This is a genomic window from Paenibacillus sp. FSL E2-0201 (genome assembly GCF_037963325.1).
Lineage (GTDB): Bacteria > Bacillota > Bacilli > Paenibacillales > Paenibacillaceae > Paenibacillus_AQ.
On record NZ_CP150154.1, the window covers coordinates 5,619,942 to 5,634,535 of the forward strand.

A 14,594-nucleotide genomic window follows, 5' to 3' on the forward strand; every position below is an offset into this window, starting at 1 on the left:
AGGAGATCAAATGCCAACAATTTCTCAAACCCCAAGTGAGTTGCAAGCATTCATTGCCGCTGCTGAAAAAGCATGGTTCGAGGTCTACGATTCTGCCGATTCCCGTAGAGTGATCCGCATTGACGGTGCTGATTATTATCGTCTGCCGGTTAGATTCAGCACCAGAGCGAAGGTCATTTCATATTTTAGAAAATACTGGGGTATTACAATGAGCAACACCATGTTCTGTAATTTACAAACCGTTTCTAGAAACAACAGACTCTACGTAATATCGGGAGATACAGGCACCATTACTTTTATCCCAAGAAGACTCACCGTTACGGGTCGCACATCAACAAGAATACGCCTTACAGCAGTTCTGTCGATAGATGATATGAGCGATGAAGATATCGTTAACGTTCGTTATCTAATCGGCGTATCAGGAAATAGACTGCTCATCCTTAACCGAGATCAAAAAAATACGGACCCACGATACCAGACCTGCCGTTAATGAAAATCTCCATAATCTTATAAACACAAAAACGCTCCTAAGTAGAAATGGAGGGATCACCCAACCATCTCCATAGGAGCATTTTCTTTGTGCATCTATTTACCGCCAGCTATACCTAGACGCAGTCATCGTTCTAGTACACAACCAGCTTGTTTATGTTGAAGAATCCGGACGATGTTCCGGTTTCAGCACCTTCTCGAATACTGGAAAGTTCGCCGTGCGGTTTGGAAAACCCACTTCACCTCTATGGTCATAACCAAGGCGAGGATAAATTTCTAGTGCTCTAGTATTCTTCGCATAAGTATCTAACCGAATACTTGTGTAACCATTACGTGCTGCGTAATCCTCTGCAAAAGCAATTAACCTAGTCGCAATCCCTTTACCCTGAATCTGTGGATGGACTGCTAAACGATGCATAATCAGATGTGGCCCTTGATTTTGCTTCCACTCGATCTTCTTATATTCCTCAGAAGCATTCTCATCCAATACAAGAATACCTGCGATAGCCTGATCCTCTTCACATACATATAAGGTACCCTGCGCGATATCCAGTTCGATAATCTCTCTATTCGGATAGCGCTCATCCCACTGGTCGCTTCCAGCGGCCTGCATAACTTGTACACATTTTGAGATCAATTCCATGATCTCTTCTATCTCTTCCTGTCTAGCTTTTCTGATCCCATTTCCTACTTGCATCCTGCTATCCCCTCTTTCTTATCGACATCTGAAAACCGTTTAAATAGATTCTCGTTTTAGAAGTCTATCATATTCGGAGACAAATTCCGATAGTAGGATGATTCCAGAGAGGAAGCAGTCCCTCTAAGTTGAGGGACACGAAAGATCAGTATAACGCGTCATAGATTAGATCTCCGGGTCCCTTCCTCTTAATTCACCTGCTGCTTAATTAAACTCCAGTTTATGCCCGTCCTCGAAGCCCTTGGCGAAACCGGCGTCGAACCCCACGTTGTATGCTTCGGTGTAACCCTGCTGATAGGCGTCTGCCGGTGGCGTCTCCGGCGAAACGCCCAGATCCGGGGGGAGCGGAATAACCTGTGGAGCAGGTGGAGCCCCGACAGCCGGCACTACATGTATCGGTGCGTGAATAACTCTTACCTTTCGAACAAGCTTTCGGCGGAGCCTTCTTTTCTTACGTACCAAAAGGCCTTTCTTCGTCTTACCGTAACGAACGATTTTCCGAGTATGCCCTCTGCGAGGTTTGCGGGCTAGACCTCTACGCACTTTCGTTTTACGCGAGAGCAGCAATGTACGTCTGCGGGTTCTGCCCGAACGTAATGTTCTAAGGCTTTTTTTCTTCATGCTTCTATTCCTCCTGTGCTCCATGATCTCTGGAGGTTCCTACGGCGTATGCCTTGCTCAGCCAGGGCGCAGCAGGAATTCCCCGTTTCGGTTGATGCAGTGAAATCCCGGACATCATCCGGCACATCGCGCTCTGATACCCACTTAGGATTCTAATATTGTCGCTCAATTTACGGGCCGTCAGCTCAGATTGCCCCGTCAATTCGGCGATGCTCTCCAAGATGGCCGCCAATGCAGCCTGACTGCGCGAAATGGAGCGGATCATCTCCAGCTTGACGGCATGTTCAGAGAGACGGTCCCCGCTCATTTGCTGTCTTCCCCAAAACTAAACCCATCACCTGACATGTCACCAAAACCTTCTCCGCCGCCATCATCTTCACCACTGCCCAGCACTGCTTTTAAATTGCTGTAGAGTCCATTCTCCAGTTTGGTCAGCCCTTCAACCATCTCCACGATGACTTCGTGAATAGAGAGGGATTCCTTTAGCTGCTCACCATGGGATTCGAAAGCTCTAGCGTGGATATGATGCTGTGCCCACTGCTTTACCTTTTCAGCTTCAACCGCCTTAGCTTCCAGAATCATTGCAATGTTCCACTGGATAGTGGCGGTCGACTCCAGCATTTGCAGATATGCTTGTTCTCTGCTCATCATCCGCCTCCTGCTCCTATAGCGTTACTCTTCGTCTTGACCGTTCAATTCCTTAATTACTCTGCCTACCCCTTCAGCCATGGCTTCTTCCAGATCTGCAAGTGCGTTCAAGTAAGCAATAATATTCTTGTTTACCTGAGTTGAGCTTTCGATCATCCCGCTGATACCGTCAAAATCGGGATCTGCATCTGGCAGATCGTGGACAATTTGCGACATACGGACAGCCACGTGGCGCTCTGCGTCTAGAATCCGCGCCATCTGTTCGTGCGTATGGGCCATGTGCTGCAGGACTTTAGTTATTTTATTCTGCACCTTCATGTCTCCTTTGCTCAAACGCCCTGCTACAGCATATGCGGCAGAAGCCGGGACGGTGCCGGGGATATAAGAGGCCGCCAAGCATTTCAGCGAGAAATATAAGGCATAAAGTATGGTGTGAAACTTAAACTTTCTTATAATTGAATAGAAAATGTTAATAATTGCTGCCTGCCTATAAATGGATTAAAATGTGAAATGCACATTCTATCATTCACAAAGATTGGAGGGGGAACTATGAAGCTTGGAAGCCAACGGATCGATTTGGCGCCTTTAAATGCTGCAGAGCTTTCACTAGCCACAGAAAACTACGCGGAACTTCAGCAACATTTGGGTTTAAACGCCATTAGTGCCGAGCTTGACGATGACATGCAATATGCGATGAAGATACGGCTCAAAAAAGTGCGGCAGGAACCAGAGCATTACCTATGGTTGACCAATTGGGCGATCATTCATCAGAAAGATCAATGCATTATCGGGTTCATTATTCTTAAAGGGTATCCGAATGAAAAAGGCGAGGTTACTATAGGTTACGTGATTGATGAGAAATATAGAAGAAGAGGATACGCTACTGAGGCATTGCGGACGATCAATACGTGGATTCTCAGCCATCCCCAAGCCATCTATGTAATCGCTGATACTGAAAAAGATAACATTGCCTCACATAAAGTATTGGAGCGCTTAGGTTCAGAAAGGTACCTAGAGACTGAGGATTTGATCTGGTGGAGAATCGCAAAAGAACTTTCATGAGCTCCCGACTCCCTTCCTACTTTCCAATATTACAAAAAAAGCACTGCCACTTATGGCAGTGCATCCTTTAGCTTCTCTCCCGCCTCCCGCAGAGACTGGAACGTGCCCGCATCACTCCACCACTCCTTGAGGACATCATAGCTAAGCCTGCGGTTGGCAGCATATATATTATTTACATCGGTAATCTCCAGTTCCCCTCTCTTGGAAGGGGATACTTGGCGAATGATATCAAACACAGCTTCATCGTACATATAAATACCTGTTACACAAAATTTAGTCTTTGGATGCTCCGGCTTCTCTTCGATATATGCAATCCAAGCAGAATCTTGACTGTCGAATACGGGAACACCGTATCTACGAGCGTCATCCACCGGCTTCAACAATACCTTCGCTGTTCCTTCAGGCTGTCGAAGATAGCTCTCCACATAAGGCGTCAGATCATCCATAAATAGATTATCCCCAAGCAATACGACAAACCGTTCTCCAGGGAAAATGAATCCTTCTGCTAAATCAAGAGCCTCTGCAATGCCTCCAGCAGCCTCCTGAATTTTGTAGGTCAGAGATACACCAAAGGCTGCACCGCTGCCTAAAAAATCCGTATACAGACCAGCAGACTGCTTGCTGATGACCAGAAGAATGTCGGTAATTCCTCCTCGGCGAAGCCGATCTATGCCGTAACACACCATAGGATATTTGCCGACCGGAAGCAAATGTTTGTTCATAAGCCGGGTCAGCGGTTGAAGTCTGGATCCTGTTCCGCCCGCCAGTATGACTCCTTTCACTTACTTTCCTCCTCTTTATCTAAGTCCTTTGCCTTCGGATCTGCACTTTATATGAAAAGTATTGGATCCACATTCCATTTGTTCATAAAAAGCTTACGATTTCGTTCCACCAGCTCCTGCAGCCCGGTGTGGTATACCTGCTTAAAGCTCGCACTTCCTTCATGGTGTATAAGGCAATCCCCTGCAATGAGCAATCGGTATCCCTTTAGCCTGGCGCGATAGCAATAGTCATCGTCCTCGTAATGTCCAGGTGAGTATCTCTCATCCAGCAGACCTACGGAAGTAAGTAACTCTCTTTTGAATAAAAAACATAATCCTACCAACCGTTTAGTCTCCAGCCATTTTTGAGGATTGGAACGGTTAGTTCTCTCTGCAGCCTTATGAAAATCCAACAGACTGTCATAATCAGTCTTCACCTGTTGACGTCCACTCGCATAGTTAGTCACAGGTCCAACAATACCTACTTCAGGAGCACTATATAATGATCTCTTCAGATTGGTTAACCATCCGTGGGAAACCACCACATCATTGTTCAGCAGCAATAATTCATCACCCGATGCTAACAATAAGCCCATATTGCATGCGGATGGAAAACCTCGATTCTCAGGCAAAGAAATAAACGTTATACGATTCGCGCGGCAATAGGCATCCGTTCCATCCGTTGAAGCATTGTCTACAACGATGATCTCGTAAGGCAGCGGAGTATAGGCACGAATCGATTCCATACAGGACCGCAGCAGAGGCAATGCGTTGTAGGTCGGAATAATAATACTGGTCATCGTCATATCCGGTTCCTCCAAGCGGCTACTTGTCTGCGGTATTCGCGCTGCGTTTCATTATTTCGTAGGCCCCCATCATCACGACGGGAAAGCACCTCAAGGAGAGCCTCTGCGTGATCCCCTATGATCAGTTTCTCCACTGCATTTCCAGCGCCTATGTTCGCCTGACGCAGCCGATTATGCTTAATCACATTTACTGTTCCCACTTTCTCCACCCTTAGCTTTTTCAATACAGAAAGAGCTTGGGCTTTAGGAGGAACTATTAATTCACGGTAGCCTATGGTCTCAAGCGCTCGCCGAGAAAGCGCGTGCGGGACAGCCGTCATAGAGCTAACTCCGAGATCGTACCGTCCTAGAGCATAATTCAGAAACAGCTTGCTGCGAGTGACATCGTCGCATAATCCAAAAGAAGGCATCAGTGGATCCAAATCATTAAGAGCCACATCAATTCCTCCATCTACCGCAGCTGTGAATAATTCGAGCTGAGATGCAGGAATGACCATGTCTCCGTCCAGAAAGAGCAGAATATCTCCTCGACTCAGCTTCGCGCCAATAGCCCGCCCTACGTCATGTCCGACAGACTCCGGACAATGTACAATTACAGCTTGACGATGTTGTCTGGAAATGGGAAAGCTGCTATCGCTGCAACCGTTCAGCACGACGATTATTTCAGCAGGCTCCAACCGGGATGCCTGTTGTAGCAGACGTCCCAAGGTCTGCTCCTCGTTACGCGCGGAGATAATAACCGACAAGGTCCCACGTAAGCTCGGTAGTTTCATTGCCTCACGACCTACCTTTGATTGCCGAGACAAAATAGGCGATCGAACGGCAGCGGCTTCTCTTTTTACAGAACGATTCGCTGCCCTTTGACGGGGTGCCCGTGTCGTTTTGGACGGACGAGCTGCTGAACGTTTCTTTACCGTACGAGTTGCTGTTCCTCGTCGAACGGTGGAGCTGCTAGATACTTGTAACAGAGCAACCATCATCTCACCATCTCTCTGCGCCGGGTTCCGTCGCTAAACCCTGCCCTGTTTCCCCGGTGTTCAAGCAAGAGGGATACAGCCTCCATATGATCTGTTGTAATCAACTGCTGCAAAGGATCTGTGCCATCTTCCTTACGTCTGACTGCATTCAGTTTCCCTACATGTACTTTGTGAGCAGCCACCACACGTAAACCACTCAGAACTGCCTGAGCATGTGCCAAAGGGGGACGAGATAATGATTCACTCCCTAAGATTTCAAGCGCTCTCCGGCTGATTGCGTGCGGAACTGCCGTCATCGAACATCCTTTTAGATCCGGACGGCCAAGCAAAATATTGAGTGCATGTTTGGACAGTACTACCGGATGTGGTGAAAGTTTTCGTACCGGTCCGGAATAATCATTAAGCGCTATGTCTGCCCCACCGCTAATAGCGGTGACGAAAGGACGTAGCCCCGTAGCAGGAATCACTAAATCTCCATCTGTAAACAAGAGAACCTCTCCCTTGGCTGCCTCTGCTCCCACACTGCGACCAGCGTCATGACCAAGCGGCAACTCATAGGAAATAACATGTGCACCAAGCGAAAGAGCAATTTCTGCCGTTTGATCGGCTGATCCGTTGACGACTACAATAACCTCGCAGCGCGGATGGACCCCTCTAGCTCCGGATATCACTCCCGCAATGGTTTTAGCTTCGTTCATAGCCGGAATAATTACGGAAACATAGGGATTTGGATGGTTAACGATAGGGACTGCAGCGACTTGCCGCACTGGGCGTGAAGTCCGCCGCTTGATCCGAGAGACCCGCCGTCCTGTGCGGCGGGCAGAAGTACGTTTGGGCTTCATGCTCATCCACCTTCCTTACAGAGCCTATTCGTCAGGCTGAGGGTTACATCACAGTTTATGTACTGCGCCGAACAGGGTAACGGCCTTTGTCTCCTGTCGAGTGGAAAACAGGACAAATGTACTCACCGCCAAACTTTGGCTGAGACATTTGCTTGTACCTAGTATGCTATGGGACACCGCTAACCCTAAACGCTGCATTATCCCTTATTTGAATTGCTAATGGACTCCATAGACGCTATTGTCCGGAAAAACACCAAAGAATGCCCTATTCCTAAATTACGTTATCTGGATCCGGAAGCCGTAGCGGGTGACTAGGACTCGGCGGTACATGTAGCTAACGACCCAAAAAACAACAGAGCAGCGATCTCCATAAGAAGAATCGCTGCTCTGTTATTTTAAGAGAGACGATTTGAAATTTAATCAAACACTCGATCATCCACTGCCGGTTTGGCTAAAGGAGCGCCGATAGCAATCCAAGAGATGACCCCATAGAAATGAGGAGTTTCGCGCAAGCGCACCACTTGTATCACTGCATCTCCATTAGCTCTGCTCTTTAAGGAAGCATAGAAGTAAGGTTGATTCGTCATGGCGACGAGCACATAACCCGTATGACCGAAGTTCTCATCGAATGATACGGTCACCTCCACACTCTCAGCATCTCCATTGAACATAAATGCTGTCATACCGAACTGCTGAAGCGCCTCTCGCTTTCCTGCAGTCTGAATCGGACTGAAGGATAGATGTTCAGCATTGACAGAATTCACTGCCAAATGGGCTCCGTTTACTGCACCGGGCGCAATATGATAATCCTGAACGCTTTCTTCCTCCAGATGACGGGCTTGAATGGCAAATGAAGAGATTTTGGAAGCTACAACCGCTTCATCCTGAAGCTCCGTCGTCCCTACTGCACCATCGGCCAGATGAGTGGACTCGATGCTGCCTGCCTTAAGCTTCACTCCGTCGATGCTAGCATCCTGAAGCAGCGCTGCGCTACGTGTTTCATCCGCAAGATGCTCCAATTTGATGATACCGGGCTGCAAATGTCGATCTGCCACGATCTGGTCAGCAAGATGCTCTCCATACACACTCCATGGCTGCAAATGTAAAGAATTCACTGAACCTTCGGCCAGCTTTTCTTCGGTAATACTTCCTTCCGGCAACAGATCGGCGCTACGCACCTCTTCTGACAGATGCCCTAAGGTGATGCTGTCGGATCGAATGTGACGACTATCCACCGCATCCGCTGCCAAATGACCACCATAGACGCTACCAGGAGCCAGATGGAAAGAATGGATGGATCCACCCTCCAATTTTTCTCCTGTGATACTGCCATCCGGCAACAAATCGGCGCTAAATACTTCTTCTGCTAAATGATTCAGGGCGATGCTTCCAGACCGGAGATGACGGCTATCTATCGTATCACTCGCTAAATGTCCCCCATACACGCTGCCCGGAGACAAATGGAAGGCATTAATAGATCCACCCTCCAATTTCTTTCCGGTAATACTGCCGTCTGGCAGCAGATCAGAGCTACGAACCTCTTCTGACAGATGAGCCAGACTAATCTCTCCGTGTCGGATATGACGGCCTTTTATTGTACTTGGACTCAGATGACTTCCATTTACACTTTCAGGCGCTAGATGAATAGAGTCTACGGATGCTTCCGCCAACTTCTCGCCGGTAAGGCTACCATCTGGCAGCAGGTCAGCACTACGAGCCTCTTCTGACAGATGAGCTAAAGTGATCTCACCATGCAGGATGTGACGCCCTTCTACTGTCCCCGAACTCAGATGACTACCATCCACACTTCCAGGCACCAGATGAATAGAATCTACGGATTGATTTGCCAGCTTCTCACCAGTAAGGCTACCGTCTGGCAGCAGATCAGCACTACAAGCTTCTTCCGACAGATGAGCCAGCGTGATTTCACCGTACCCAATATGTCGGCCTTCTACTGCACCCGGACTTAGATGACTGCTCCCTACACTTCCAAGTGCAAGATGGATAGAACTTACCGATTCTTCTGCCAACTTCTCGCCAGTAATACTGCCATCCAGTAACAAGTCCGCACTACGCGTTTCTGCTGCCAGATGAGCCAGTGTGATTTCGCTATTTCCGATATGGCGACCTTCTACGGCACCCGAACTCAGATGACTGCTCCCTACACTTTCAGGTGCAAGATGAGTAGAATCTACGGATTCTTTTGCCAGCTTATCCCCGGTAATACAGCCTTCCGGTAACAACTCCGAACTACGTACTTCTTTAGCTAGATGAGATAGGGTAATCTCACCGTATCCGATATGCCGGCCTTCTATTGTATCCGGACCCAGATGATCGCCATTTATACTTCCAGGTATTAGATGACTTGAATTCACAGATTCTTCTGCCAGTTTTTCTCTGGTAATACTGCCGTCTGGAAGCAAGTCTGCACTACGTGCATCGTTAGCTAGATGAGCCAGTGTGATCTCACCGTACCCGATATGACGTCCTTCTATTGTATCTGGGCTCAGATGACTGCCATTTACGCTTCCAGGTATTAAATGAATTGAATTCACAGATTCTTCTGCTAGCTTTTCTCTGGTAATACTGCCGTCTGGAAGCAACTCTGCACTACGTGCGTCGTTAGCCAGATGGGCCAATGTGATCTCACCGTACCCGATATGACGTCCTTCTATTGTATCTGGGCTCAGATGACTGCCATTTACACTTCCAGGTATTAAATGAATTGAATTCACAGATTCTTCCGCCAGCTTTTCTCGTGTAATACTGCCGTCTGGAAGTAAATCTGCGCTGCGTGCATCTTTGGCCAGATGAGCTAAGGTAATTTCACCATGCCCAATATGACGACCTTTCACTGTATCTGAGCTCAGATGACTGCCATTTACACTTCCATCCACTAAATGAACAGAACCTACAGATCCCTTTGCGAGCTTCTCGCCGGTAATACTACCGTTAGGCAGCAGCTCAGAACTAAAAGTCTCTTCTGCCAAATGAGCGAGTGTGATCTCTCCATGCCGGATGTGACGGCCTTCTACTGCACCAAGACTCAGATGATTTCCGTTCACACTTTCAGGTACAAGATGAATAGAATCAACGGATTCTTCTGCTAGCTTCTCCCCAGTAATACTACCCTCTGGCAGCAAGTCGGAGCTGCGTGCATCTTCTGCTAGATGAGCCAGCTTGATCTCACCATATCCGATATGCCGTCCTTCAATCGTATCCGCACATAGATGGCTGCCGTCTACACTGCTCGGTGAAAGATGCTGGGAATCCACAGCCTCTTTGGCCAGCTTAGAGCCGCTTATACTGCCCTCTTGTATTTGAACCGTAGAGATGGAATTAGGAATAATATGGCCATTTCCAATGGACAACGGCCGGATATGCGCTCCGCCGATGCTTCCCGGATTCAAATGTCTGCTCTGAACCGCACTGTCACTAATGGATTTTGATTGAACTACATTCACAGATAAATGCTCTGCCTGAACTGCCGACGCTGCTAATTTACTAGAATCTACACTTCCGTCGGCAAGCTTAGCCGAAGTGACCGATAAATCACTAATCTTATCTGTCGATACACTTTCCGGGGACAGCTTTAACGACGTCACTACATGATCTGCCAGATGATGCGGCTGCACTGCTCCAGCAGCCAAATGAATCTCCCTCACCGCAGCAGAAGCCAGCTTATCGCCTGAAACCGAACCGGACTGAATCGCAGCTGCAGTCACACTATTTTCTCCGAGATGTCTCCGTTCCACAGCTCCAGTGGCAAGATGATCTTTATCTACCACAGCATCCTGCAACGCACGGCCGCTCACGCTGGCATCGGCTAGATGTTTCTCCTCCACTGCACAAAAAGCAATATGCTCCCCACTCACCACTTCACGGGCAATCGTGCTTCCAATGACCGATCCTGCTGCTAGTTTCGCCGAGCTCACCACTCCGTCGGCTAACTTGGCGGAAGTTACGCTCTGTGGACGAAGTTGCTCCGCACCTACAGACTCTGAGGCCAGCTTTTCTCCAGTGACAGCGCCAGAGGACAGATGATGAGTATAAATAGCTTCATCCATAAGCTGCTCCGAGCCTACCGACTCCGGAGCTAAATGAGAGTGGTTCACAGCCTCACGTTCCAGATGATTGGAGGAAACAGCCTGCATAGCGATTTGCGGTCCGCGTATGGCGGATTTAGCAATATGTCTTGTGGTTACAGCTTCATCTGCTAGCTTATGTGCGAGTATGCTTTGATCAGCGATTTTCGATGAGGTGACCGCTTGCTCAACCAGCTGTGCAGTGCCTACCGCACCTTCCGTTAGCTTTAAAAAGGAGATACTTCGGTCAGCCAGATGTCGACTCGTTATTTCCCCGTCGCTGATATGGGAACCGTGCACGCTTTCTGCACTTAAGTGGATACTTCTCACCACTTCTGCACCTAGCTGCTTGGAACCGATAGCGCCATCAGCTACATGTGCGCCTTCGATTACACCCGACTGAAGCTGCTCCTTGCCGATCAGCTTGCTGGCAAGCTGCCCTGGGCCGATCGCTCCCGGAGCCAGATGTCTGGCGGTTATCAAAGCATCGCTTAGATGGCGACCTTCAATCACAGCATCAGCCAGCTTGGAGCCGCTGATTTCACCATCGGCTATTTTATCGCCTGATACCGCTGCATCAGCTAGCTTGGAACGGTCAACACTCCCATTTGCGATGTGGCGGCCCGAGATGCTGCTGCTTCCTATTTTGTCACCAGTTACCGCCCCATCCTCCAGTAGCTCTGCCGTAATAATCAGATCACTCAAATGACGGCTCTCAATGGATTTATCTGCAATTTGACCGCCGCCAATAATCCGATCCGCCAGCTTCTCCGGACTAATACTGCCGTTCTTCAGCTTCTCTCCACTGATGGAATGATCCAGCAGTTTACCGCCACTTACGCTTCCTTCGGCTAAATGCTCACCTACAATGGATTCAGGCGCAATTTTCGAAGAAGTAACTGCCTTGTCCGCGATATTGATACTCTGTACAGCGTAATCTTGCAGCCAAGGTGTACCAATAATGCCGAACTTCAGCTTTGAGCCGTCAATGGTGCGTGGAGCGATTTTAGCCCCGGTCACTGCTGCATCCGATAGATCATCTGTATAAACAGGCTGGAACCGCTCTTTTTCAGGAGCGAACCATATCGTCTCAGGAAGATTATCCGCCTGTTTCTGAAGCTGTGTTTCCACTATAGGCTCTGGCTCTGGTTGCAGAACGGGTACGAAAATCGCTTCCTCTTGAACGACTTCAGCTATTGCTCCTCCACTTACCTGAACATCCGCGAGCTCTGCTTTACTGACTCCGTCACTGCCGCTCCCCGAATCCTTTGAACTGCTTTTGCTTTCCAGCATAGTCAGTTCCTTTATATTGGGATTATCTACATAGTAGAGTCGTTTTTGTGGACTGCGCGGCTGCTTTTTTTTGGAACCCCTCACAAGCAGTCTCCTCCTTCCATCTAATGTTTCTCCTAGGCATCATATGCAGCGGTATGGGCTGATGACACCCTTTTGCAATAAGCCCTTTATTAGATTCTGATGAAATTTATACTTTCTTATATTTATAAAAAAAGGCTTCTGCCGCCGCGCATTCGTCCACCCTGACACGCGGGTACAAACATACAATGACAAGAGTAGTAAAGGCGGGAATCACGTGACCGAAGAAACAGGAGGTACAGACATGGGGCATAAGCTCGTTGGAATACTACTAAATGCCGATATGCACCGAGGCGTTCCCCGGCTAAAAACAGGACAGGAGTCTCTATCCAACTATGAAGAGGCGGCCGCTGCATACGGCTTAGTCCCTTGCTTCCTGAAGCTCGCGGACATCGATACAGACTCAGGCTTCAGTGCCGCCTATATAAAAGGTTCTCTTGGATATAAAAGCGTTGTAGTACCTACGCCCACTGTCATCCATAACCGGGCGATATACAGCCAAAATAGTCCAGGGATGCAACGTCTGCTGCGGCACCATCCTTTGGTGTACAATACATGCAATCGATACGGCAAAGATGAGATCCATGAACTGCTTGAGCAGCATGAAGAGCTTCGTGAGGTATTGCCTGCAACAACAGGAGTATCTGGACTCAAACAAATGATGAATCATTACCCAGATCTTATTCTTAAACCATGCCGTGGAAGCATTGGGCATGGTGTCATGCGGCTGGTTCGCAAAGGAACACAGCGCTGGAGCCTAAATTATCTCTCTCCCTCAATGCGGCGCTGGATAAGCACTCCCGTCTATCAGGGGGCACTGCCAAAAGCGCTCCGAACACGTCTTGCCTCCGTCCCTTATCTCGTGCAGGAGCGTATTCCCCTTGCGGAGATTGGAGGACGTCCATTTGATCTACGGGTCACTGTTCAACGCGGCTGGGGAGGGGATTGGCAAGTCACGGGGCTCTTTGCCAAACTGGCACCCCCTGGGGGTTTTGTCTCCAATATAGCCCGTGGAGGCGAAGCGTTAAGCTCTTCCTTTGCACTTGAAAAAGCTTTCACTAGATCAACAGCAGCCCATATCCGTATGTCTGTCGAAGCACTTAGTCTTGTGATCGCACGTTGTCTCGAACAAGACCTTCCAGGTCTAGCTGATATCGGACTGGATATTGGCATTACTAAGGACGGCCAACTCTTCTTCATAGAATGCAATGGCCGCGACCAACGCTATGGATTTCACAAAGCCGGCCTAACAGAGATTTGGAAGGAGAGTTACCGAAGACCTATGGGATACGCACGTTTTTTACTAGAAAAGAACAGTCTCATATATAACGGTTATTGATTTGTCTCCTATTCTATGTCAATATAATGCAGAGCAGAGACGGCCGCATACAGCCGTACTGCTGTATTATGGAAGGGAGATGGGCATGGTAAAACAATTGCTGCGGCTGATGACCGAGCTATCCTCGCACCGATGGATTTCACGGATAATGGGGTCTTTTTCTCATAGTAGACTCAGCCGTTTTCTAATCCCGGTATTTATTAAGACTTATCAAATCCCCTCCGCGCAGGCGGAGAAGAATCCTGGAGAATATCTCACTCTTAATGAGTTTTTCAGCCGCCGGCTGAAGCCTGGCATGCGGCCTATTGCAACCGATGCTGACGCTTTAGTTAGTCCCGTAGATGCAATGATTACTGCTATGGGCGATATTAATTCTGGTACGATTATGAATGTAAAAGGGCAGGATTATAAGATCGAGGATCTACTAAATCATTCTCCACATCTGGAGCTGTACAAAAAGGGCTTTTTCTTCGTCCTTTATCTGAGTCCTACAGATTATCACCGGATTCACTCTCCCCTTACTGGACATAAGGTGGAGAGCGATTATATTCGTGGACGAGCCTACCCTGTCAATGATTTCGGTATGCGACATATGAAGGGTGTATTGAATCGTAACGAACGTCTCATTACGTATATCGCTGGAAGCTATGGTGAAACCGCAGTAGTGAAGGTAGGCGCGATGAACGTCAGCAGCATCCGGTATACGGATGCTAATGCTACCGAGTGGCAAATCGGCGATGATCTAGCCTATTTCGAGTTCGGCTCCACTGTAGTGCTGCTTATGGAAAGCGGTACTTTTACCCCAAGACCTAACCTTGAGGTCAACTCGAAGGTAAAAATGGGAGAGTTGCTGGGGACGCTGCATCAGCCTTAGTAAAGTTACGATATAACAA

The 14,594-nt window shown here is 48.3% G+C and carries 14 protein-coding genes; 4 read left to right on the forward strand and 10 right to left on the reverse strand.

Features of this window, described 5'->3' with window-relative positions; translation table 11 throughout:
* Positions 1–10 precede the first annotated feature (10 nt).
* A complete protein-coding gene (locus NSU15_RS25285) occupies positions 11–490 on the forward strand; it encodes a DL-endopeptidase inhibitor IseA family protein (protein WP_339287974.1) in 480 nt (159 codons plus the stop codon).
* Positions 491–643: 153 nt separating this feature from the next.
* Here the strand turns inward: NSU15_RS25285 and NSU15_RS25290 are convergent, their stop codons facing one another.
* From NSU15_RS25290 to NSU15_RS25310, 5 genes are all read right to left on the reverse strand, one after another.
* On the reverse strand, positions 644–1,186 hold the full coding sequence (locus NSU15_RS25290) for a GNAT family N-acetyltransferase (RefSeq protein ID WP_339287976.1): 543 nt from the start codon (positions 1,184–1,186) through the stop codon (positions 644–646).
* A 204-nt stretch (positions 1,187–1,390) separates the two neighbouring features.
* On the reverse strand, positions 1,391–1,807 hold the full coding sequence (locus NSU15_RS25295) for a hypothetical protein (RefSeq protein WP_339287977.1): 417 nt from the start codon (positions 1,805–1,807) through the stop codon (positions 1,391–1,393).
* Positions 1,808–1,811: 4 nt separating this feature from the next.
* Positions 1,812–2,114 (reverse strand): hypothetical protein, encoded by a 303-nt coding sequence (locus NSU15_RS25300; protein ID WP_042130853.1) that lies wholly within the window; start codon positions 2,112–2,114, stop codon positions 1,812–1,814.
* Complete coding sequence (locus tag NSU15_RS25305) at positions 2,111–2,458, reverse strand: restriction endonuclease subunit S (RefSeq protein ID WP_313641147.1); 348 nt, start codon at positions 2,456–2,458, stop codon at positions 2,111–2,113. The genes NSU15_RS25300 and NSU15_RS25305 overlap by 4 nt, the downstream gene beginning before the upstream one ends.
* Positions 2,459–2,479: 21 nt before the next feature.
* Entirely contained in the window at positions 2,480–2,767 is a 288-nt protein-coding gene (locus tag NSU15_RS25310; RefSeq protein ID WP_042130855.1) for a hypothetical protein, read from the reverse strand.
* Between the two features lie 237 nt (positions 2,768–3,004).
* Between NSU15_RS25310 and NSU15_RS25315 the strand changes: the two genes are divergently transcribed.
* A complete protein-coding gene (locus tag NSU15_RS25315; protein WP_339287980.1) occupies positions 3,005–3,517 on the forward strand; it encodes a GNAT family N-acetyltransferase in 513 nt (170 codons plus the stop codon).
* Positions 3,518–3,567: 50 nt separating this feature from the next.
* Here the strand turns inward: NSU15_RS25315 and NSU15_RS25320 are convergent, their stop codons facing one another.
* The 5 genes from NSU15_RS25320 to NSU15_RS25340 all read right to left on the reverse strand — a co-directional run bounded on the left by NSU15_RS25320 (position 3,568) and on the right by NSU15_RS25340 (position 12,365).
* Positions 3,568–4,299, reverse strand: a complete 732-nt coding sequence (locus NSU15_RS25320; RefSeq protein WP_042130857.1) for a sugar phosphate nucleotidyltransferase — start codon at positions 4,297–4,299, stop codon at positions 3,568–3,570.
* 47 nt (positions 4,300–4,346) lie between these two features.
* Complete coding sequence (locus NSU15_RS25325) at positions 4,347–5,084, reverse strand: glycosyltransferase family 2 protein (RefSeq protein WP_339287981.1); 738 nt, start codon at positions 5,082–5,084, stop codon at positions 4,347–4,349.
* On the reverse strand, positions 5,081–6,064 hold the full coding sequence (locus NSU15_RS25330) for a glycosyltransferase (RefSeq protein WP_339287982.1): 984 nt from the start codon (positions 6,062–6,064) through the stop codon (positions 5,081–5,083). The genes NSU15_RS25325 and NSU15_RS25330 overlap by 4 nt, the downstream gene beginning before the upstream one ends.
* Positions 6,061–6,903, reverse strand: coding sequence for a glycosyltransferase (locus NSU15_RS25335; RefSeq protein ID WP_331281341.1), 843 nt, complete (start codon positions 6,901–6,903; stop codon positions 6,061–6,063). Before NSU15_RS25335 ends, NSU15_RS25330 begins: the two co-directional genes overlap by 4 nt.
* Before the next feature lie 416 nt (positions 6,904–7,319).
* Complete coding sequence (locus NSU15_RS25340) at positions 7,320–12,365, reverse strand: WIAG-tail domain (RefSeq protein ID WP_339287984.1); 5,046 nt, start codon at positions 12,363–12,365, stop codon at positions 7,320–7,322.
* A 214-nt stretch (positions 12,366–12,579) separates the two neighbouring features.
* Here NSU15_RS25340 and NSU15_RS25345 point away from each other — a divergent pair, with 214 nt between their 5' ends.
* Complete coding sequence (locus NSU15_RS25345; RefSeq protein ID WP_249923538.1) at positions 12,580–13,701, forward strand: YheC/YheD family protein; 1,122 nt, start codon at positions 12,580–12,582, stop codon at positions 13,699–13,701.
* A gap of 85 nt (positions 13,702–13,786) precedes the next feature.
* Entirely contained in the window at positions 13,787–14,575 is a 789-nt protein-coding gene (gene asd / locus NSU15_RS25350) for an archaetidylserine decarboxylase (protein WP_042130862.1), read from the forward strand.
* The last annotated feature ends 19 nt before the right edge of the window (positions 14,576–14,594 follow it).

What these genes read in the sequence shown, in the direction of transcription:
- NSU15_RS25290 (WP_339287976.1), bottom strand. Translation starts at nt 1,186, where the DNA reads ATGCAAGTAGGAAATGGGATCAGAAAAGCTAGACAGGAAGAGATAGAA.
- NSU15_RS25330 (WP_339287982.1), bottom strand. Translation starts at nt 6,064, where the DNA reads ATGATGGTTGCTCTGTTACAAGTATCTAGCAGCTCCACCGTTCGACGA.
- NSU15_RS25295 (WP_339287977.1), bottom strand. Translation starts at nt 1,807, where the DNA reads ATGAAGAAAAAAAGCCTTAGAACATTACGTTCGGGCAGAACCCGCAGA.
- NSU15_RS25305 (WP_313641147.1), bottom strand. Translation starts at nt 2,458, where the DNA reads ATGATGAGCAGAGAACAAGCATATCTGCAAATGCTGGAGTCGACCGCC.
- NSU15_RS25325 (WP_339287981.1), bottom strand. Translation starts at nt 5,084, where the DNA reads ATGACGATGACCAGTATTATTATTCCGACCTACAACGCATTGCCTCTG.
- NSU15_RS25335 (WP_331281341.1), bottom strand. Translation starts at nt 6,903, where the DNA reads ATGAAGCCCAAACGTACTTCTGCCCGCCGCACAGGACGGCGGGTCTCT.
- NSU15_RS25315 (WP_339287980.1), top strand. Translation starts at nt 3,005, where the DNA reads ATGAAGCTTGGAAGCCAACGGATCGATTTGGCGCCTTTAAATGCTGCA.
- NSU15_RS25285 (WP_339287974.1), top strand. Translation starts at nt 11, where the DNA reads ATGCCAACAATTTCTCAAACCCCAAGTGAGTTGCAAGCATTCATTGCC.
- asd (WP_042130862.1), top strand. Translation starts at nt 13,787, where the DNA reads ATGGTAAAACAATTGCTGCGGCTGATGACCGAGCTATCCTCGCACCGA.
- NSU15_RS25300 (WP_042130853.1), bottom strand. Translation starts at nt 2,114, where the DNA reads ATGAGCGGGGACCGTCTCTCTGAACATGCCGTCAAGCTGGAGATGATC.